We start from the raw sequence: 21,184 nt of genomic DNA, 5'->3' as shown, positions 1-21,184 counted from the left end.
CGCGCCGGCCCGCGCACCGCGGGCCGGCCGTTTCTAACGCTCGAACGCCTGCGTGGCGACGACAAACCAAGGCGTGCACAGCAGGCGTTGCTTATCCACCGCTGCGAACGTCGACGCCGACACTTCGCTGTAGTCGGTCGCGCGCGGCGCGTCGAACAGGTCGGCATCGAACGCCATCACGCCGAGGCACCAGCGCAAGCGCTTGGGCGCGGCGTCGCCGGGCAGCGCGAATTCGAATTGGCCGCTGAGCGAGGCGCCCGGCGCGAGCTTGATCGCGAGCGGCCGGGACGGCGCGTACGGCGCCGGGTCCGGCAGCGGCAAGGCCGCGTGGCGCAATTCGACGTCGCCGCCCGCGTCCGTCACGGTCGGCGCGGCGACCGCGCCGAGCGCGTGCCGGCCGCTGCGGACTTCGTGCGCGCCGCCGCGGTCGAACACGGCCAAGGCCGTGCGCGGGTCGGTGTTGCGCAGGTCGTAGCGGACCTGCACGGAACGCCGGTCGGCGCGGTAGGCGAATTCGACCTCGACCACGGCGCCGGAGCGGTCTTGCAAGCGGGTGCGCGCCGCGCGCCCGGTCGAGGCCGAAGCGGGGCCGCCGCTGGCGGAAGAAGAACTCACGGGCATCTCCGCGGAATGGACGGGGCTGGCGTCGGCGCAACCTGCGCCGGTCAAGGCGCAGCACAGCAGCAATCCGAGGCGGCGCCGACGTGGGTCGGGCGCGCGGCGGCGACCCGGGGCCGCGACGGCCAGCAAGCGGGTCGCACAGGGAAGGGCCGTGCCGCGTCCGATCCGCGCCGCCGTTTCGGCCGCGCCGGTGGGATTGCCCGCCATGTCCGCCCTCCTGGTGTCGGCTCGTTCGCGTACCGGTCCTGCCGCCTCCCTGCGGGTCTTACGCCCGGCGTCGGCGCAGGTCAATCCGCCGCACCGGCGCGCCGGGATCGCCGCGGGCGCAGCGGCCTCGTCGCGCCGATCCGGACAGGCTGCCGCACCCGCGCACTCCGGCGGAGCAGTGCGCCGGCGGTCGAACGATCCGCACCGGAAGGTCCGCAGCCGCCGCGCGAACGCGATGCCGGTCCCGTGACCCAGGCCCGCCGCCGCCCGCGTGACCCGGGTCGCGGAACACGAACTGCAAACCCCCGCCGTGCCACAATCGGCCGAACCTACTGTCTCCCGGGCGGTCCAACCGCCCACTCGCTCCCGCCAAGGATTCACTGCAAATGAAGCGCATCCTGTTCGCCGTGCTCGGCGCCATCAGCCTGTCCGCCTGCGCCCAGGCGCCGCAGAGCGCCGCCGCGGCGGCCAAGACCGACCCGGTCAAGCCGGCCGCCGAAGCCGCCGCCGGCGTCGCCCCCAAGGTCGCCGCCGGCAGCGCCGACGCCCGCGCGGTCGCTGCGGTGCGCACGCTGAACCCGAAGGTCAACATCGACAAGGTCGGCGCCGCGCCGATGCCGGGCTTCCGCGAAGCCCTGGTCCAGGGCCAGGTGGTCTACGTCAGCGACGACGGCCGCTACCTGTTCCTGCCGGGCTCCGGCGGCGCCCTGTTCGACACCCAGGCCAAGCGCAACCTGATGGAAGACACCCTGGCCGGCATGCGCCGCGACCTGCTCAAGACCATCCCGGTCAGCGAGCGCATCGTGTTCTCGCCGCCGAATCCCAAGCACACGGTGACGGTGTTCACCGACGTGGAATGCGGCTACTGCCGCAAGCTGCACAGCGAGATCGCCGAATACAACCGCCAGGGCATCGCGGTGGAATACCTGGCCTTCCCGCGCATGGGCATCGGCAGCGAGGACTACAAGAAGATGGTGTCGGTGTGGTGCGCGGCCGACCGCCGCAAGGCCCTGACCGACGCCAAGTCCGACCACGGCGCGGTCTCGGCCAAGCAGTGCAAGAACACGGTCGAGCAGCAGTACGACGTCGGCCAGCGCGCCGGCCTGACCGGCACCCCGATGATCCTCAACGCCGACGGCGTCCAGCTCGGCGGCTACGTCCCGCCGGCGCAGCTGCGCGAGGCGCTGGACAAGCTGGCGGCCGAGTCCAAGACCGCGGCCAAGCCGGCGGCGGCGGTGGCGACCCCGGTCGGCGGCTGATTTCAGTCCGCTGAATTCCCCCGAAAGGCCCGCCCCGCGGGCCTTTCGGCGTTTTGAAGCCGCATGGGCTACCTGTAGGAGCGGCGCAAGCCGCGACCGCGACCTCGCAAAAACCGGCGCAAGCCGCGAGGGCGGGAATTTGGGTCGGACACCGGGCTGGCGCCGGCTGTTGCGGTGGCGCGGTCGCGGCTTGCGCCGCTCCTACAGGTGGCCGGCCGGCCCAGGACGTGGGCCGGTCGCCTGTAGTCCCGAGCCCGGGCGGGCTTTTGGGTACAATACCGGGCCCTGCGTTGCACGGTTCTTCGGACATGATCGTCCTCGAGGGCCCCTCGGCCCTGTCTTCGTTCCGCCGCGAGCGGCTGCAAGCCCGCCTGTCCGCCCTTCATCCCGCTGTCCGCCTGCTCGATGCCTGGCCCGTGTACTGGGTCGAGCCCGAGCCCGGCAGCGCGCCCGACGGCGCCACCCTGCGCCGCATCCTCCAGGCCGAATCCAGCGAAGCGGCGCGCGAAAGCGGCGCCGTTTCGCGCTATGCCACGCCGCGCCTGGGCACGCTGTCGCCGTGGGCCAGCAAGGCCACCGAATTGCTGCGCGGCGCCGGCCAGCCGGTCAAGCGGGTCGAGCGCGGCCTGCGCTACGACCTCGCCGGATGGCCCGACGACGCGCCGACCCAGGGCGCGCTGGCCAAGGTCCTGCACGACCCGATGACCCAGTCGCTGCTGGAATCGCGCGACGACGCGGCCGCGCTGTTCGCGGTGCCGGCGCGCGGCGAACTCGAACGCATCGCCCTGGACCAGCTGGAAGCGGCCAACGCCCGCCTCGGCCTGGCCCTGGCCGAGGACGAGATCGCCTACCTGCGCGAGCGCTACGCCGCGCTCGGCCGGATGCCGGCCGACGTCGAACTGATGATGTTCGCCCAGGCCAATTCCGAGCACTGCCGGCACAAGATCTTCAACGCATCCTGGACCCTCGACGGCCGCGAGCAGCCGCAGTCGTTGTTCAAGATGATCAAGTACACCCACGCGCAGACGCCCGAGAACACGCTCTCGGCGTACAGCGACAACGCCGCGGTGGTCGAAGGCTATCCGGCGCGCCGGTTCCGCCCGCAGCCGGGCACCCAGGCCTACGCGGCCGAGGCGCAGGTCGATTCGGCGTTCTGCATCAAGGTCGAAACCCACAACCACCCGACCGCGATCGCGCCGTTCCCGGGCGCGAGCACCGGCAACGGCGGCGAGATCCGCGACGAAGGCGCGACCGGCCGCGGCGGCCGTCCGAAGGCCGGCCTGTGCGGTTTCAGCGTCTCGCACCTGCGCATTCCGACCCTGCCGCAGCCGTGGGAAGGCGAACGCGCGCTCAATCCGCGCATGGCGCCGGCGCTGGAGATCATGCTCGACGGCCCGATCGGCGCGGCGGCGTTCAACAACGAATTCGGCCGGCCGAACCTCAACGGCTATTTCCGCAGCTTCGAGCTCGGCCAAGGCGCGATCACCCGCGCCTACGACAAGCCGATCATGCTCGCCGGCGGCCTCGGCGCGATCGACCGCGTGCAGGTCGCCAAGCTCGGCTTGAAGCCCGGCCATGCGGTGATCGTGCTCGGCGGCCCGGCGATGCTGATCGGCCTCGGCGGCGGCGCGGCCAGTTCGGTCGCTTCCGGCGACAGCGACGAATCGCTCGACTTCGCCAGCGTGCAGCGCGACAACCCGGAAATGGAGCGGCGCTGCCAGGAAGTCATCGACCGCTGCGTCGCGCTCGGCGCGGCCAATCCGATCGACAGCGCCCACGACGTCGGCGCCGGCGGCCTGTCCAACGCGATTCCCGAACTGCTGCACGATTCCAGCCTCGGCGGCGTGATCGATCTGGCGCGCGTGCCCAGCGACGACCCGTCGCTGTCGCCGATGCAGCTGTGGTGCAACGAATCGCAGGAACGCTACGTGCTCGGCCTGCCGGCCGACCGCGTCGCCGACTTCGCCGCGATCTGCGAGCGCGAGCGCTGCCCGTTCGCGGTGGTCGGCTATGCGACCGCTGAGGAGCGTCTGGTCGTCGGTTATGGCGCCACCGTCGAAACCGTTTATGGCGACGCCGCCAAGACCGATGCCGACTGGCCCATCGATCTGCCGATGGACGTGCTGTTCGGCAAGCCGCCGAAGATGCACCGCGACGCGCGCTACCCGGCGCGCGCGCCGTGGCCGGAACTGGACTGGAGCGGCCTGGACCTGCGCGAAGCCGGCCTGCGCGTGCTCGCCCATCCGACCGTGGCGGCGAAGAACTTCCTCATCACCATCGGCGACCGCACCGTCGGCGGCCTGGTCGCGCGCGACCAGATGGTCGGCCCGTGGCAGCTGCCGGTCGCCGATTGCGCGATCACACTCAGCGGTTTCGACGGTTTCGTCGGCGAGGCGATGGCGATCGGCGAACGCACTCCGCTGGCCCTGCTCGACGCGGCCGCGGCCGCGCGCATGGCGGTCGGCGAAGCGATCACCAACCTGTGCGCGGCGCCGGTGGAATCGCTGAACCGGATCAAGCTGTCGGCGAACTGGATGGCGGCCGCATCGCATCCGGGCGAAGACGCGCTGCTGTTCGACGCGGTCAAGGCCGTCGGCATGGAACTGTGCCCGGAGCTCGAACTGAGCATCCCGGTCGGCAAGGATTCGCTGTCGATGCAGGCGCAATGGGGTTCTGGCGACAACGCGAGCAAGTCGGTGTCGCCGGTGTCGCTGATCGTCAGCGCGTTCGCGCCGGTGGTCGACGTGCGCCAGCAGCTCACGCCGCTGCTGTCGCGCGAAGCCGAGACCGAGCTGTGGCTGATCGGCCTGGGCGCCGGCAAGCAGCGCCTCGGCGGTTCGGTGCTGGCGCAGGTGCATCCGCACGCCGGCGCGCAAGACGGCCTGCCGGCGTTCGCCGGCGCGCCCGGCGACGGCGCGCGCCACGAGCTCGGCGTGCCCGACCTCGACAGCCCGCAGCGCCTGCGCGATTTCTTCGAACTGATCCGCGACGCGCGCGAAGCCGGCCTGCTGCTGGCCTACCACGACCGCAGCGACGGCGGCGCGTTCGCCGCGCTGGCCGAAATGGCGTTCTGCTCGCGCCTGGGCCTGGACATCAGCCTCGACGGCTGGGGCGAGGATCCGTTCCGCACCCTTTTCAACGAAGAACTCGGCGCGATCGTGCAGATCCACGACGAAGACCGCGCGGTGTTCGCCGACCTGGTCGCGCGCCACGGCCTGATCGACTGCGCCCAGCGCATCGCCAAGCCGACCACGGCGCCGTCGGTGCGGGTCCGCGACGAAGGCAAGATCGTCGTCGAATGGCGTTGGGACGAGCTGTTCGACGCGTGGTGGTCGACCAGCCACGCCTTGCAGAAGCTGCGCGACAACCCCGATTGCGCCGATGAGGAACGCGCGGTGGCGCGCGACTTCGCCGCGCCGGGGCTGAAGCCGAAGCTCAACTTCGACCCGAACGAAAACATCGCTGCGCCGTTCATCAACACCGGCGCGCGGCCGAAGGTGGCGATCCTGCGCGAGCAGGGCGTCAACGGCCAGATCGAAATGGCCGCGGCCTTCGACCAGGCCGGTTTCGAAGCCTTCGACGTGCACATGAGCGACCTGATTTCCGGCCGCTTCGACCTGGCCGACTTCAAGGGCTTCGCCGCCTGCGGCGGCTTCAGCTACGGCGACGTGCTCGGCGCGGGCCGCGGCTGGGCCACCAGCATCCTCGAACGCAGCGCGCTGCGCGAAGCCTTCGCCGCGTTCTTCGCGCGCGAGGACAGCTTCTCGCTGGGCGTGTGCAACGGCTGCCAGATGCTGGCCCAGCTCAAGCCGATCGTGCCCGGCGCCGAACACTGGCCGGTGTTCCTGCGCAACCGCAGCGAACAGTTCGAAGCGCGCCTGGGCCTGCTGGAAGTGGTCGAATCGCCGTCGCTGTTCCTGCGCGGCATGGCCGGCTCGCGCATCCCGGTCGCGGTCGCGCACGGCGAAGGCCGCGCCAGCTTCGCCGACAACCTCGACCAGAGCGCCGCCGACATCGCGCTGCGCTACATCGACGGCGACGGCCGCGTCGCCGAGCGCTACCCGCTGAACCCCAACGGCTCGCCCGACGGCATCGCCGGCCTGAGCAGCCGCGACGGCCGCGCCACCATCCTGATGCCGCACCCCGAACGCACCCTGCGCGCGGCCAACTTCAGTTGGGCGCCGAAGGATTGGGCGGGAGATTCGCCGTGGTTGCGGATGTTCCGCAATGCGCGGGTTTGGGTGGGGTGAGCAGCAGGGATAGCAATGGGAGAGGGCGCTGAGGCGCCCTTTTTCTTTGTGCCCGACAGCTAAGTTCGAAAATACACTTCGAGTGTTGTTAACGTGTTGTTAGGTGTGCTAGAAGTGGTTTAGTTGGCACAAGAACGTGCCGGCTTCGTAACTGGCCAAGGAATCTCTTGGGGGGATTGAGGCCATGCAGTACGCGCTCACAAGCGTTCCATGCCGTTGTCGACCGCCGCTGCAGTCGGACGGCCTCTCCCGCATGAGTCCTTTGTCTAGGCCGTGGCAGCGATTCGACGGGCGTGGTACCTCCGTCACCATATGCCCTGCGCTTACGATGAAGTCGCAGGCGCACGCTGCGCCGACTTCATCATTCGATTTCGCCCGCACGAGTGCGTATTACCGCCCGGCGGATGCCCCACTGCCAACGACGAGCGGCCATGACGACCTATAGTCTTCGCAAGAAAAGTCCGGTCCATCGTCTGGCGACCGTCTGGGCGATCGTCTGCATGATCGCTCCGGTACTCGGCTACGGCCAAGGCCGGACCCGTTACGAGGACTTCGATACCAGTCTGAAAACCTCCCAGAGCGTCGGAGCTTTGGGTTCCCGGCTTTTCGGCGATGAGACCGATCCCTACACCGGAAGCACGAATTTCTGGGTGACCGATGTCAGCCTGCCCGGTAACAGCGCCTTGTCGGTTGCCTTGGTGCGTAGGTTCAAAGGCATCGACGACGGAGTGGGCGAGTACATGAAATGGAGCAACTTCGAAGCTCCATATCTGGCGGGCATCTTTCCGGACGGTTCGGCCAGCCGGGATTTGAACGGCTGGAACAGTTGGGTGCGCGGTAGCTACGAGAAACGCTGTCAGAACGTCACTCCACCGCCTGAGGTCAAGCAGAGCGACGGTAAAGAAGACACGTTCATGGCCGACGAGTACTTCCATGGAATTCGCTTGAATCTACCGGGCGGCGAAACCCAGCTCATGCTCTCGGCGTTCTCCGACGCGCCCAAACCCGGCGATGGCCAGACCTATCGTTGGGCAACCAACGGCGACTGGCGTTTCTCTTGTCTCGCCCAACTCAAGAACGCATACGCCGGCGACGGTTTTCTCGGACGTGATCCAGCCGGCAACAAATACTACTTCGATTGGATGGTGGCCGGCGCGGATGCCGGACAAATCCGCAAACGTGCGTTCAATGGGGGCGATACGGGGCTGAGCCGCAGGGAGTACCGGTTGTACGCCACCCGAATTGAAGACCGGTTTGGCAATTGGGTCGATTACGGCTACCAGGGAAAGAATCTGTCCAGCATCGTCGCCAGCGACGGCCGCAGTCTGGCGCTGACGTACGATGCCAGTGCCGCGCGACTTGTCTCGGTGACCGACGGCAGGAGAACCTGGTCGTACGAATATCCGACGAATGGAGTCAAACTCATCTATCCCGATGGCTCTGTCTGGAGTTCCTCGTTGGCCGGTCAGATCAGCCGCGTGGGCATGAACGGTTGCCAGGGCACCGGGCCCGTAGTGCGGTTCACGGGAGCTGCGACGTTGACTCTGCAGCATCCCTCCGGCGCGGTAGGACAGTTTTCTTTCGCGAATCTGCGTCGTGGCGTTTCTTACGTGAAGTGGTGGCCCCTTCCGGGCAGCGTCTGGTGCGATCAAGAGCCGAAGGTGTTCGACGGCATCGCTTTGCAGCAAAAGACAATTCATGGCCCCGGCGTGGCTGCGATGAACTGGACGTTCGCTTATGGCCCCGCAAATGCCTGCTATACGGGAGCGGGACAATCGGACGACTGCACCGCGGCCTCGCCGGTGACTCGCACTGTGGATGTCAATGGTCCGGCGGGGACTTTCGTGCGCTACGTCTACGGCAATAAAGCTTACGAAACCGACGGCATGTTGCTCAGAACCGAATGGGGCGGCAACGGCATGGTGCTGAAAACGGTGAATCAGGCGTGGCAGGTCTTCGATGGCGTGGGCCTGCCGCTCAACGGCGCCGGCAACCATTATTGGGAGCAGCGCCGACGCAGGCTCAAGAATGCCGAGACGGTTCAGGACGGCGCCCATTTCCATAGTGATGTCAACGGATTCGATTCGTTCCTGCGGCCGACCAGCGTGTCGAGCTGGAGTTCACTGGGTTACGCCAGAACCGATGTGACGACGTACTACGACAACGCGGCGAGGTGGGTGCTCGGGCAGACCGCGAGCGAAACCAATCAGGAAACCGGTGCGGTGGCTTCGAACGTCGAGTTCGATGCAGCCAGCGCCATGCCGGTCGCCATCTATGAATTCGGCAAGCTGCAACAGACTCTGACATACCATCCTGACGGCAATGTGGCGACCATCGCCGACGGCCGCGGTCTCGTCGTCAGTCTGAGCAACTGGAAGCGCGGCGTGCCGCAACTGGTCCGTTACCACGACGGCACGCAGAAGGTTTCCGTAGTCGACGACAACGGTTGGATCGCGTCCGCGACCGACGAGAATTCGATCACGACCAGCTACGAGTACGATCCGATGGGCCGCATGGCCAGGATCGTCTATCCGACTGGCGACGACACGCTGTGGAACGACACGCGCTTGCGATTCGAGCAGGTCGGCTCCGACGAGTCCGGCGTACCCGCTGGCCATTGGCGGCAGACGGTTACGACCGGGAACCGTAAAAGCACCGTTCTGTTCGATGCGCTGCTGCGCCCTGTGGTGGAACGCGAGGAAGACGTCGCCGATCCGCGCAGCAGCGCGCGGTGGATCATGAAGTGCTACGACCATGAGGGGCGAAAAACCTTCGAGTCCTACCCGCGCAATCCTGTCGTGGACGGAAGCCGCTTCAACTGTTCCGGAGTCGATCGATGAGTCGGGTGGCGCTATTCATCGATCCGGGCAGCTTCGGGGCCGCAGTCGGGCGACGTGTCGGTGAGCGGTTGCGGGTCATGGCCGGGCACGCGGATCGTACTTTAAGGGCGCTGGCGCTGATCGCTGCGCTGTGTTTGTGCGGCCTTTCGGCGCCGGCTTCAGCGCAGGTCGCCAATGCCGGATTCGTCGACCAAGCCGTCCCGGCCGTGATGTCCGCCGGCGCGACCTATTCGGTCACTGTGCGAATGCTCAATACCGGTTCGTCGGTCTGGCGAGTTGGCGAGCTTCATCGCTTAGGGTCGCAGAATCCACGCGACAATTGGAACTGGGGGCGCGGCCGCGCCGACATGACGAGCGACGTCGCGCCGGGCGCGGTAGCGACCTTCAACTTCGATGTGGTCGCACCTGCGACTCCAGGTACCTACGACTTTCAGTGGCAAATGTTGCAGGAAGGCGTGCAGTGGTTCGGCGCGGCCACGACCAATCTGGCGATCCTGGTCAGGGCGCCTCTGGAACGCGACGCCGAGATCGTGAGCCAATCCGTGCCGTCAAGCATGACCGTCGGACTGACCTATCCGGTGAACATCAAGGTGCGCAACACTGGCACCGCCACTTGGACCGTTGCGGGCAGCTATCGGCTCGGGGCACAGAATCCACACGACAATGGTATTTGGAGCCGGTCTAGGGTCGATCTGGGTGCAGATATAGCTCCCGGGCAGGTGGCGTCCTTCGATTTCGACGTCATTGCGCCTGCTTCGGCCGGCAGCTATAACTTTCAATGGAGAATGCTGCAAGAAGGCTTGGTCTGGTTCGGCGCGCTATCGCCGAACGTGGCGGTGCAGGTTGCCGATCCGCCCGCCTCGGGGATGCTCGGCGTCAAGACCCGTTACGACGCCCTGGGGCGAGTGATCAGCGTTGCGCAGGATTCCGAAATCGGTGTACTGACCTCGACTACTGGTTACGGCGCCGGCCTTACGGTGGTAACCACCAACGCGCGCGGCCATCAGACCGTGAGTGCGTTTCAGGCTTTCAGCGAACCGCGCTACGACCTGCCGGTGGCTATCCATAGTCCGCAGGACAGCCATACCGAGATAAGCCGGGATCTGTTCGGCAAGCCGAAAATGTTGCGCCGGCGCAACGGGGGAGGCAGCGTTTCGCTGGAGCGCTATCTGGTTTACGACCAGCATCAGCGCCTGTGCAAGACTATCGAGCCGGAGACGGCAGCGACCGTCACCGATTACGATGCGGCCGGCAACGTGGCCTGGACTGCGTCGGGTCTGGATTTTTCGAGTCGCACCGATTGCAATCGCGAGCAAGCGCATGGGTCCGGCCATCGCGTCGATCGAAGCTACGACGATCGGAATCGACTCAAGACCTTGTCGTTTCCCGACGGGCGTGGCAATCAGGTCTGGGCGTATACGCCCGACGGGCTCGTGCGTGAAGTAACCACCAGCAACGACGGGCCGGGATTGGGCAACGTCGTCAACACATACGGCTACAACAAGCGTCGGATGCCTGCCGCCGAGTGGTTGAGCGAGCCTGGCTCGTACGCGTGGATGAGTTCTTACGGATACGACGCCAACGGCAATCGAAACCGCTACACCGGGCCTGATGGCCTGCAAGTCAGCTATGCCAATAATGCGCTCGGGCAGCCGTTAGGGGTGAGCAGCCAGTGGGGCGTTCATGCCTCTGCCATTACCTATTATCCGAACGGTGCGATCAACCGGTTCGTCTATGGGAACGGCATCGTCCATGTCACGCAACAAAACGCAAGGCAATTGCCATCGCGAAGCACGGATTCGGGCGTTGTCGATCTGGCGACCGGCTACGACCAGAATGCGAACGTCACCGAGATCATCGATCACGGTCGCGGCACGACTTATAGCCGCTGGATGAGCTATGACAACCTCGACCGGCTAACTGCGGCCGGCTCGTGCAGTTTCGGCGGCGACTGCTGGCACCGGTTCGATTACGATGCGCTGGACAATCTTGCCCGTTGGTCGCTTGGCGGTGTCAAGAATCACTATTACGTATACGACGCAAAGAACCACTTGACGAATCTTCGCGTGGGCGAAGGCGGTCCAAGCGTAAGCGGTCTCGGTTACGACGCGCAGGGAAACCTCAACAACAAGGACGGTCAGGCTTTCGACTTCGATATGGGGAACCGCTTGCGCGGGGCAGCCGGAAAGGAGTTCTATCGTTACGACGCTCACGGTCGCCGAGTCAGTCAGACCGGGCGTCCCGACGGCACCTATGTGTACTCCGTCTACGATCAGGCCGGCCAACTCCTCCTGCGTTCGGAGCATCATCGAGATGAGGCGGTCAACGATCTGCACCGAGAGGTCGACACCGCCCACATTTACCTGAGCGACAGTCTGCTGGCCAGTATCGAATGGAATCGGGCGCTCGGCAGCGGCGTGGTCAAATATCACCACACCGATGGATTGGGCAGTCCGCTGGTCGAAACCAACGCCGCGGGAGCGGTGCTTGGAACACGCACGGATTGGGCGCCTTACGGCGTTGCGATCGGCAAGCCTCAGTACGATGGTATTGGTTACGCAAAGCATGTGATGGATGCGGCCACCGCGTTGACGTACATGCAACAGAGATACTACGACGCCGCCATCGGCCGTTTCCTGTCGGTAGACCCGGTCGCAGTGGATCCTTATCGCGCGACCAATTTCGCAAGGTACGCGTACGCGAACAACAATCCATTCCGCTTTGTCGATCCTGACGGCAGGCAATCCCGGGATCTGGAGAACGAGTACAGACTCTCCGGCGCGCGCAGTCCTTCCGGCCCCGGGCCCAACTTGATTGAATGGGGAATGGTAGAGTTCCTGTGCGGGTTCTGCGACCTCAACTATCGGGCGCCGAACGGTAGCGGGCAAATGCAGTCGGTATTCACGCCAATGGAAACGGCGGGAGCGACGGCCGTGGTGCAAGGAGTGAAGTTCGCCTTATCGCTGATACCCAAGCCTTTGCCGCCGCCTGGGCCGCTTCCGCAGTTCTTGTATCGCAGCGGGGGGGCGAATCCGGGGAACCTGACACCTCGCACCAGCGACGGCGGTATGCTGTCCACCCGAAGTTCCGCCTCCAATCCATTTCCTTTGAAAGAGGGGCAGCAGCCGGTGCTTCCTTCCAGCAAGGGGTATGTCGTGATCGAGACGGACAAGCTTCCGGCAGGGTCTGTGGTGGTGGACGGCGCACCTTACGGTCGGATGCCGCCGGGGCATGTAAGCATCGGGCCCAACGTACCGTCCGATGTGATCAAGAAGGCGATTTATAAGGTCGAAAACTACAAAGTTGAGAAGCCGTGACCATTACCAGCAAAGCGATCACTGAATTCGCCCGCGCCGCGGAGTCGCTCAACGAGCTTGCCAGGAGCCTGCGCGACAGCGGGGTTGCGGGTGTTACCACAGGCACGGATGCGCGGGTATACGAGGACGGACCGCGACTGGAAAAATGGATCGAAGTTCCCACTCGCCATGAGGGGTGCTTTTGTTGGTGGTTGGATTTGAGCGTCGAGGGCGACGAAATCGTCGTGGACGCCAACGTCAGCAACACCAACTCGGATTTCGCGGTGAGTATCGGCCCGCGTCGGGCCGCTTCCGATTTCGAATTGGCGGCCGCACTGACCGAAGCGGTAGGCTGGCTGCGCGATCAACCCATACGCGATTGAGTGGCATAAGGCGTCCCGGGCGCGGGTCAGACTGCGGCAGTTCCGCAGGCCTTCGGGCGACCAATCGCTTGTGTCATGTCGAAAGTCGGGGCATTGGTCGGATCGGCAGCTCGAGCCTGGGATCGGCAAGCGCCGGCGGCAGTGGCCACTGCATTTCGTCCCGACGTAACCCTGCGGCCGGACGCCGATCAAGGGCGCGCCCTGAAAATCGGTTGCCCACAATCGCCCCGGCGTAACGCTCTTGTGTCCGGCAAGAACGAATCGCAGCTTGCGCGAGGGGTAAATGTGACAACGCTTATAGTTTCGCTCGGCTTAATTTTGGTCGCTTGGCTTGACACTGTATCGCCTTAGCTTGCTCTGAATCTCCAAGTCTTGTTGTCGGCCCGCCGGACTGGCAAAGACCGCGGCCGAAACTGCTAAAGTCAGGGACCATTCGCGACAGTGTGAATGCGTAGGAGCGAGACGTGAACGCAGTAGCCGACAGTACCGATGCGCATGCCGCTCCGGACTCGGGGGGAGCGGCAGCCGACGACGGCCAGGCCGCCGTCGACGCCCGCATCGTCGACGCCCTGCTGGCCAAGGGCCGGCTCAAGGACGCCGACCTGATCCGCGCCCGGCGCCTGCAGGAGGAAACCGGTGGCAGCCTGCTGGCGCTGCTGGCGCGGCTCGGGCTGGTGTCCGAGCGCGATCACGCCGAGACCGTCTCGGCGGTGCTCGGGCTGCCCCTGGTCAGCGTCAAGGACGCGCCGGAGCTGCCGCCCGAAGGCGTCAGCCTGACTCCGAAATTCATGAAGCAGTTCGCGCTGTGCCCGGTCGCCGAGAGCGAGGGGCATGTCGATGTGCTGATGGCCGATCCGCAGGACCGCTACCAGCTCGACGCCCTGCGTCTGGCCAGCGGCGGGCGCGAGATCCGGCCGCTGGTGGCGGTGCGCGCCGAGGTCGGCGATCTGGTCGAGCGCTGGTTCGGCCAGGGCCGCAGCGCGATGGGCGCGATCGTGGAAACCGCCGAGGGCGAGGGCAGCGGCGATCTCGACGACGTCGAACACCTGCGCGACCTGGCCTCGGAAGCGCCGGTGATCCGGCTGGTGAACCTGGTGATCCAGCGCGCGGTCGAGCTGCGCGCGTCCGACATCCACATCGAGCCGTTCGAGAACCGGCTCAAGGTGCGTTACCGCATCGACGGCGTGCTGGCCGAGGGCGAGAGCCCGCCGGCCAACCTGACCGCGGCGGTGATCAGCCGCATCAAGATCATGGCCAAGCTCAACATCGCCGAGCGCCGGCTGCCGCAGGACGGCCGCATCATGCTGCGGGTGCAGGGCAAGGAGCTCGACCTGCGCGTGAGTACGGTGCCGACCGCGCACGGCGAGTCGGTGGTGATGCGTCTGCTCGACCGCGAAACGGTGGTGTTCGACTTCTACAAGCTCGGCTTCACCGACGAGTTCCTGCCGCAGTTCCAGAAGGTGCTCGACCAGCCGCACGGGATCATGCTGGTGACCGGCCCGACCGGTTCGGGCAAGACCACCACGCTGTACACCGCGCTGAGCAAGCTCAACACCAGCGACGTCAAGATCATCACCGTCGAGGACCCGGTCGAATACCAGATCGAGGGCATCAACCAGATCCAGGCCAAGCCGCAGATCGGCCTGGACTTCGCCCACGCCCTGCGCTCGATCGTGCGCCAGGACCCGGACATCATCATGATCGGCGAAATGCGCGATCTGGAGACCTGCCGGATCGCGATCCAGTCGGCGCTGACCGGTCACTTGGTCTTGTCGACGCTGCACACCAACAACGCCGCCGGCGGCATCACCCGCCTGCTCGACATGGGCGTCGAGGACTATCTGCTGACCTCGACCATCAACGGCATCCTCGCCCAGCGCCTGGTGCGCCGGCTGGAGCCGACCCATGCCGAGAGATATCCCGCTTCGCCCGAGGAAATCGAAAAGTTCTCGCTGCGCCGCTATCAGCCCGAAGGCGAGATCTACCTGTACCGCCCGCGCGGTTCGGCGATCGCGCCGAGCGGCTACCACGGCCGCACCACGATCATGGAATTCCTGGTCATGAACGACGAGTTGCGCCGGGCGGTGATGCGCCACGCCGGCATGGGCGAGATCGAGCAGATCGCGCGCGAGACCGCGAGCATGCGCACCATGTACGAGGACGGCATCGCCAAGGCGCTGGCGGGGCTGACCACGATCGAGGAAGTGTTGCGGGTGACCGAGGATGCTTGAGGTAGAGCGGGGGATCAAAAGCGGGGCTGGGGGTTGGGGAACCCTGGTTGCGTCGAGAACTCGAACGGTTTCCCGTTTCCCTTCGTCCCTCAGTTCCCTAATCCCTAATCCCGCTCCATCTTCCTCCCCATGCCCCTCTTCCACTACAAAGCCCTGAACGCCCGCGGCGAGCTGCTCGACGGCCAGATGGAGGCCGCCAGCAGCGTCGAGGTGGTGCAGCGCCTGCAGGAGCAGGGGCATCTGCCGGTCGAGGCCAAGCCGGCGTCGGAGGCGGGCGCGGGGTCGAGCTGGCGCGGGCTGTTCAAGCCCAAACCGTTCACCGGCGCGCGCCTGGTCCAGTTCACCCAGCAGTTGTCGACCCTGCTCGGCGCCGGCCAGCCGCTCGACCGCGCGCTGACGATCCTGCTCGACCTGCCCGAGGACGAGGCGGCCAAGAGCACGGTCGCCGACATCCGCGATGCGGTGCGCGGCGGTACTTCGCTGTCGGTGGCGCTGGAGCGGCAGCACGGCACGTTCTCGCGCCTGTACATCAACATGGTCCGCGCCGGCGAAGCCGGCGGCAACCTGCACGACACGCTGGCGCGGCTCGACGATTATCTGGAACGCAGCCGACAGTTGCAGGGGCGGGTCATCAACGCGCTGATCTATCCGGCGATCCTGCTGCTGATGGTCGGCGCCAGCCTGCTGTTCCTGCTCGGCTACGTGGTGCCGCAGTTCGGCGCGATGTACGAAAGCCTCGACGCCGAACTGCCGATGTTCACCCAGGTCGTGCTGTGGGCCGGCACCTTCGTGCGCGAGTGGTGGATCGTGCTGATCGCGGTGCCGGCGCTGGCCGCGCTGTGGTTCGACCGCAAGCGCCGCGATCCGGCGTTCCGCGAGGCGCTCGACGAGTGGCTGCTCAAGCGCAAGTTCGTCGGCCCGCTGATCGGCAAGATCGAGACCGCGCGGCTGGCGCGCACGCTCGGCACCCTGGTGCGCAACGGCGTGCCGCTGATGACCGCGATCGGCATCGGCCGCAACGTGCTCAACAACCGGGTGCTGGCCGCCGATGTCGACGCCGCCGCCGAGGAAGTCAAGAACGGCGTGGCGCTGTCGACCGCGCTGGCCAAGGGCAAGCGCTTTCCGCGCCTGGCCCTGCAGATGATCCAGGTCGGCGAGGAATCCGGCGCGCTCGACGCGATGCTGATGAAGACCGCCGAGACCTTCGAGCAGGACACCGGCATGGCCCTGGACCGCATGCTGGCGGCGCTGGTGCCGGTGGTGACCGTGGTCCTGGCCGGCATCGTCGGCACGGTGGTGATGGCGGTGCTGCTGCCGCTGTACGACCTCACCAACCAGATCGGCTGAGCATGGCCGCCCGCGCGTCGTCCGCCGTCCCCGTCCCGATCCAGGCCCGCATGCGCGAACCCAAGTGCGAACCAGGACGCGGATTTGCCGCGCCGCATCACGCCGATGCGCCTGTTCATGCGCGCGGCTTGAACGCAACCTGTACCGATGGCCGGAAACCGCGAACTTCGCGAATCGGCGCGGAACAGAATCCTTGCAACCCCGTTCGCGTTCGCGGGACGTTCACCAGCGAAGCCGGTGACGTCGGCCGCCGGCGCCGCGGATCCTCCATTCGACTGCAACCCCGGCAGTGCGCCACTGCCACCAACAACGGATGACGACGACGATGCGCAACCTCCGCTCCATGACCCGCTCCCCGTCCCCGGCCCGCCAGCAGGGCATGAGCCTGATCGAGATCATCATCGTGATCGTGCTGATCGGCGCGGTGCTGGCGTTCGTCGGCAACCGCGTGCTCGGCGGCAAGGACCGCGGCGACTACAACCTCGCCAAGGGCCAGATCCAGACCCTGTCGGGCAAGGTCGATTCGTTCCAGATGGACACCGGCCGCCTGCCGGGCACGCTCGAGGAACTGGTCAAGCAGCCCGCCGACGCCAGCGGCTGGCTCGGGCCGTACGCCAAGGAAGCCGAGCTCAAGGATCCGTGGGGCCACGCGATCGAATACCGCCAGCCGGGCGAGAACGGCCCGTACGACCTGGTGAGCTACGGCAAGGACGGCAAGCCGGGCGGCAGCAGCGTCGACGGCGACATCAAGAACAACTGAGGCCGCTGGATGCGCGCTTCGCGGCACAGTCCCTTCGCCCGCGAAGGGCGCCAGGGACCGGCCGCGACGCCGGCCGCGTCCGCGCGCGCGGCGACGGCCGCGCCGGGGATCGCCGCCGCGCCTGCGCTCGCGCGGCGCGGCGCGTCCGCGGCGAACGCCCGCCAGCGCGGCATGTCGCTGCTCGAAATGCTGCTGGTGATCGCGTTGATCGCGGCGATCGGCGTGCTGACCGTCGGCGCGCTCAACGGCGGCATCGCCGGCATCCAGTTGCGCAGCGCGTCCAAGCAGATCGCCGCGCAACTGCGCTACACCCGCAGCCAGGCCATCGCCACCGGCCGCTCGCAGAAGTTCACCATCGATCCCGCCGCGCATACCTGGCGCGCGCCGAACGGGCGCAGCGGCGACATCCCCAAGACCGTCGGCATCGTCTTCACCGGCGCGCGCGAAGTGCAGCCGCGTCGCGGCGAAGGCGCGATCATGTTTTTCCCCGACGGCGCCTCCACCGGCGGCCGGGTCAAGCTGCACGCCAAGCAGGCGGCCTGGAACGTCGACGTCGCCTGGCTGACGGGCGAGGTCAAGCTCAAGCGCGGCGAGGCGCCGCGATGAGCGCGCGCCGCGTGCGCTCCGCACCGCGCCGCACAGGCGGCCGCCGCGCCGGCCAGCGCGGCTACACCCTGCTCGAAGTGATCGTCGCCTTCGCCTTGCTGGCGGCGGCGCTGACCTTGCTGCTGGGCTCGCTGTCCGGCGCGGCCAAGCAGGTGCGCTGGTCGGCCGACGCCGGCCGCGCCGCGCTGTACGCGCAATCGTTGATGGATCAGGTCGGCGTCGGCGAGCGGCTGACGCCGGGCCAGCGCAGCGGCCAGTTCGAGAACGGCCGCTATCGCTGGACCCTCGGCGTCGCCCAGTGGCGCGACACCCAGTTGCCGCCGTCCAACCAGCCGATCGATCCCAACGCCATGCGCCTGTTCGAAGTGCAGCTGGCGGTGGAGTGGGGCGAGGGCGGTTCCGGCCGCCGCCTGCTGTTGCGCAGCCTGCGCAGCAGCGCCGCCGGCAGCGAGGCGCAGCTGTGAGCCGCGCGCCGCGCCGCCGCGCCGCGCCGCCGCGCATCGCGCGCGGCTTCACCTTGATCGAAGTGCTGCTGGCGATGGTGTTGCTGGTCGCCGGTCTGGCGCTGGCCTTCGCCACCTTGTCGGCGGCGACCAAGACCGCCGCGCGCGGCGAAGCCCTGGCCCAGCGCAGCGAGCGCGAGCGCGCGGTGGAGAATTTCCTGCGCCGGCGCATCGCCGCGACCCGGCCGATTCCGTTCGCGTTCGACCAGAGCACCGCGGTGCCGCAGCGCTTCGTCGGCGAGCCCGACCGCTTGCGCTTCGTCGCCGACCTGCCCGATTACCTCGGCCAGGGCGGGCCGTATCTGCACGATTTCTCGATCGAAGGCGACGGCGACCAGGCCCGGATCGTGTTGCAGCTGTCGATGGTGCTGGCCGGCGAAACCATCAAGGACAACGTCGCGCGTCCGCCGGAGGTGTTGGTGGACGGATTGAAATCGGCGCGTTTCCGTTACCGCAGCATGGATCCGCAGCGCGGCCAGATGGGCGAGTGGCAGGAGAGCTGGAAGCAGCCCGAGCAACTGCCGATGCTGGTCGAAGTCACCCTGACCGACCGCGACGGCCGCGCCTGGCCGCCGTTGGTGGTGTCGTTGCCGCTGGCGACCGCCGCCGGCGGCGGCTTCGTGCCGGAGTTGTGATGAAGGCCGGCCTGGGGGCATCGTCGGGGGCCATGCAGCGCAGCGGCGCGCAGGCGAGGGCTGGCGTTCGCGGCGCCCGGGTCGCGGCTCGGGCGGCGGCGCGGCGCGATGGTGCGTTTGTCGGGTCTTCGAATATTCGCGGCGCGGATGGCGCTGCGCGGCGGCTGTCGGATCGCGATGGGGCTTTTGCCGGACCTTCAAGCAGCCGCGGTGCGGCGCTGCTGTTGGTGATGTGGGTGATCGCCCTGCTGACCGCGCTGATCGGCGCCTTCGCCTTGAGCGCGCGCACCGAAAACCTGCAGGGCCGGGTGCAGGTGCGCGGCCTGGTCGCGCAGAACGCCGCGCGCGCCGGGGTCGAGTACGCGCTGACCCGGGTCGCGATGAGCGACCAGAAGCTGCAATGGCTGCCCGACGGGCGCCCGAATCGCTGGCGTTACGGCGAGGCGCAACTGGAGATCAAGCTCGTCGACGAGAACGGCAAGGTCGACCTCAACCAGGCGGACATGCAGTTGCTGACCGGCTTGCTGCAATACGCGGGGAAACTCGAGCAGTCCGACGCGGCGAGACTGGCCGGCGCGATCATCGACTGGCGCGACGCCGACACCCTGACGCAGCCCGCCGGCGGCGCCGAAGATGCCGATTACTCATCGGCCGGGCGTCCTTACGGTGCCAAGGATGCCGAATTCGAAAGCGTGGCCGAACTCGAACAGGTGCTGGGCTTCACTCCCGAGCTGTATGCGCGGATCGAGCCCCTGGTCACGGTTTACAGCGGGCGCACGCGCCCCGAGCAGGCCTTCGCCGCCAAGGAAGTGCTCGATGCTATGGGGTTGAACGGCGCCGACCTGGTACGTCAACGAGAAAGAAACCAGCCGGGGTCACAATTGCAGGGTGCCGGAGCGGACGGCGTCGGCGGCGGTCTCGTCGGCGAACGCAGCGGCACCTATAGTATCGAGAGCCGTGCACGGCTGACGGATGGCCGCGAATCGGTGTTGCGGGTGGTCGTGCGCGCGGGAGGGGGAGCGGTGCCGGGAATGCCTTATACCCCGCTGCGTTGGGAGGAGGGAGCTTCAACACGATGAACTCGCAAGTAGCCGAAGGCCGGTTGGCCGCCAACCGGTTGCGTAGCCTCAGCGCGCGCCTCGCGCCGGGCGCGGGCGGCTTTTTCTCCTGGTGGGGCCGCACCCTGGCGTCCTGGCTGCCGTTGCGCACGCGCCAGGCCCTGGGCGTGGACCGCGGGCGATTGCTGCTGCAGGTCGACGGCGGCCAGATCCGCCTGCGCCTGCAACAGGCCGAGCAGGTGCAGGAACTGGCCCTGCTGCCGAACCTGTCCGACTGGAGCGACGACGCCGACGCCGATCCGCTGGCGCCGCTGCTGCCGCCGCGCGTGGCCGAACTGCCGCGCTGGCTGCTGCTGCCGCCGGCGGCGAGCCTGCGCCGGCGCCTGACCCTGCCGGCCGCCGCCGCCGACCGCCTGCGCGACGTGGTCGGTTTCGAGATCGACCGGCAGACCCCGTTCACCGCCGACGCGGTCGCGTTCGACGCGCGGGTGCTGTCGCGCCGCGACGGCGACGGCCAGATCGACGCCGAACTGGTCGCGGTGCCGCGCCAGTCGCTGGACCCGCAGTTGCAGGCGCTCGGTCCGCTCGCGGCGACGCTGGCCGGGATCGAAGTCGCCGGCGCCGACGGCGCCCCGCTCGGAGTCAACCTGCTGCCGCCGGCGCAGCGCCGCACCCGCAGCGACCCGTTCCGCTACTGGAACCTGGCCCTGGCCGCGGTCGCCGTGCTGGCCCTGGCCGCGGCGATGTGGCAGGTGCTCGACAACCGCCGCGCCGCGATCAAGCAACTGCAGCAGGCCATCGCCGCCAACGCCAACGCCGCGCGCCAGGCCGCGAGCCAGCGCCAGGAACTGGTCGACCTGATCGAAGGTCAGGCCTTCCTCGACCGCACCCGCGCCGCGCGCCCGAGCACCGTGCAGATCATCGACGAACTGAGCCGGCGCATGCCCGACACCACGTACCTGGAAAAACTCGCGATCGAGGACGAGAGCCTGCTGATGATCGGCCTGAGCCGCGAGGCCTCGTCGCTGATCGGCAAGCTGCAGAGCACGACGCTGTGGCGTTCGCCGGCGCTGACCGGCGCGGTCCAGCCGGACCCGGCGACCGGTCGCGACCGCTTCACCCTCACCGCCGAGATCGGCCCGCCCAAGGCGCAGAACGCGGAGGGCGCGCGTGGCCCTTAACGTGACC

At 67.5% G+C, this 21,184-nt stretch carries 14 protein-coding genes; 13 read left to right on the top strand and 1 reads right to left on the bottom strand.

The features are described 5' to 3' along the window. Window positions 1-33: 33 nt before the first annotated feature. Window positions 34-912, bottom strand: coding sequence for a hypothetical protein (locus JHW38_RS11605; protein ID WP_207526055.1), 879 nt, complete (start codon window positions 910-912; stop codon window positions 34-36). Window positions 913-1,214: 302 nt separating this feature from the next. On the opposite strand from JHW38_RS11605, the gene JHW38_RS11600 reads away from it, so the two are divergent. From JHW38_RS11600 to JHW38_RS11540, 13 genes are all read left to right on the top strand, one after another. Further along, complete coding sequence (locus tag JHW38_RS11600; RefSeq protein ID WP_207526054.1) at window positions 1,215-2,087, top strand: DsbC family protein; 873 nt, start codon at window positions 1,215-1,217, stop codon at window positions 2,085-2,087. 308 nt (window positions 2,088-2,395) lie between these two features. Beyond that, window positions 2,396-6,337, top strand: coding sequence for a phosphoribosylformylglycinamidine synthase (gene purL / locus JHW38_RS11595; protein ID WP_207526053.1), 3,942 nt, complete (start codon window positions 2,396-2,398; stop codon window positions 6,335-6,337). A gap of 431 nt (window positions 6,338-6,768) precedes the next feature. Then, complete coding sequence (locus JHW38_RS11590) at window positions 6,769-9,177, top strand: RHS repeat protein (protein WP_207526052.1); 2,409 nt, start codon at window positions 6,769-6,771, stop codon at window positions 9,175-9,177. Further along, window positions 9,174-12,494: an RHS repeat domain-containing protein gene (locus JHW38_RS11585; RefSeq protein ID WP_207526051.1), complete on the top strand. Its 3,321-nt coding sequence runs from the start codon at window positions 9,174-9,176 to the stop codon at window positions 12,492-12,494. Before JHW38_RS11590 ends, JHW38_RS11585 begins: the two co-directional genes overlap by 4 nt. Then, window positions 12,491-12,856 carry a hypothetical protein gene (locus JHW38_RS11580; RefSeq protein WP_207526050.1) on the top strand — a complete coding sequence of 122 codons (366 nt, stop codon included), beginning with the start codon at window positions 12,491-12,493 and terminating at the stop codon, window positions 12,854-12,856. The genes JHW38_RS11585 and JHW38_RS11580 overlap by 4 nt, the downstream gene beginning before the upstream one ends. Before the next feature lie 557 nt (window positions 12,857-13,413). Beyond that, entirely contained in the window at window positions 13,414-15,087 is a 1,674-nt protein-coding gene (gene gspE, locus JHW38_RS11575) for a type II secretion system ATPase GspE (RefSeq protein WP_242691390.1), read from the top strand. A 129-nt stretch (window positions 15,088-15,216) separates the two neighbouring features. Beyond that, window positions 15,217-16,434, top strand: a complete 1,218-nt coding sequence (gene xpsF / locus JHW38_RS11570; protein WP_207526048.1) for a type II secretion system protein XpsF — start codon at window positions 15,217-15,219, stop codon at window positions 16,432-16,434. A 325-nt stretch (window positions 16,435-16,759) separates the two neighbouring features. Next, window positions 16,760-17,194 carry a type II secretion system major pseudopilin GspG gene (gspG, locus tag JHW38_RS11565; protein WP_207526047.1) on the top strand — a complete coding sequence of 145 codons (435 nt, stop codon included), beginning with the start codon at window positions 16,760-16,762 and terminating at the stop codon, window positions 17,192-17,194. Between the two features lie 186 nt (window positions 17,195-17,380). Further along, window positions 17,381-17,800, top strand: a complete 420-nt coding sequence (xpsH, locus tag JHW38_RS11560; RefSeq protein WP_242691389.1) for a type II secretion system protein XpsH — start codon at window positions 17,381-17,383, stop codon at window positions 17,798-17,800. After that, window positions 17,797-18,264 (top strand): type II secretion system protein XpsI, encoded by a 468-nt coding sequence (gene xpsI / locus JHW38_RS11555; RefSeq protein ID WP_207526045.1) that lies wholly within the window; start codon window positions 17,797-17,799, stop codon window positions 18,262-18,264. The genes xpsH and xpsI overlap by 4 nt, the downstream gene beginning before the upstream one ends. After that, complete coding sequence (locus JHW38_RS11550; RefSeq protein WP_207526044.1) at window positions 18,261-18,938, top strand: prepilin-type N-terminal cleavage/methylation domain-containing protein; 678 nt, start codon at window positions 18,261-18,263, stop codon at window positions 18,936-18,938. Before xpsI ends, JHW38_RS11550 begins: the two co-directional genes overlap by 4 nt. A gap of 230 nt (window positions 18,939-19,168) precedes the next feature. Then, window positions 19,169-20,017 carry a general secretion pathway protein GspK gene (locus JHW38_RS11545; RefSeq protein WP_207526343.1) on the top strand — a complete coding sequence of 283 codons (849 nt, stop codon included), beginning with the start codon at window positions 19,169-19,171 and terminating at the stop codon, window positions 20,015-20,017. Beyond that, a complete protein-coding gene (locus tag JHW38_RS11540; RefSeq protein ID WP_207526043.1) occupies window positions 20,014-21,177 on the top strand; it encodes a PilN domain-containing protein in 1,164 nt (387 codons plus the stop codon). Before JHW38_RS11545 ends, JHW38_RS11540 begins: the two co-directional genes overlap by 4 nt. Window positions 21,178-21,184: the final 7 nt, after the last annotated feature.

It is taken from the genome of Lysobacter enzymogenes (assembly GCF_017355525.1).
GTDB classification, from domain to species: Bacteria; Pseudomonadota; Gammaproteobacteria; order Xanthomonadales; family Xanthomonadaceae; genus Lysobacter; species Lysobacter enzymogenes_C.
The sequence above is the reverse complement of the archived record's forward strand: the minus strand, read 5'-3'. Positions and strand labels throughout refer to the sequence as shown.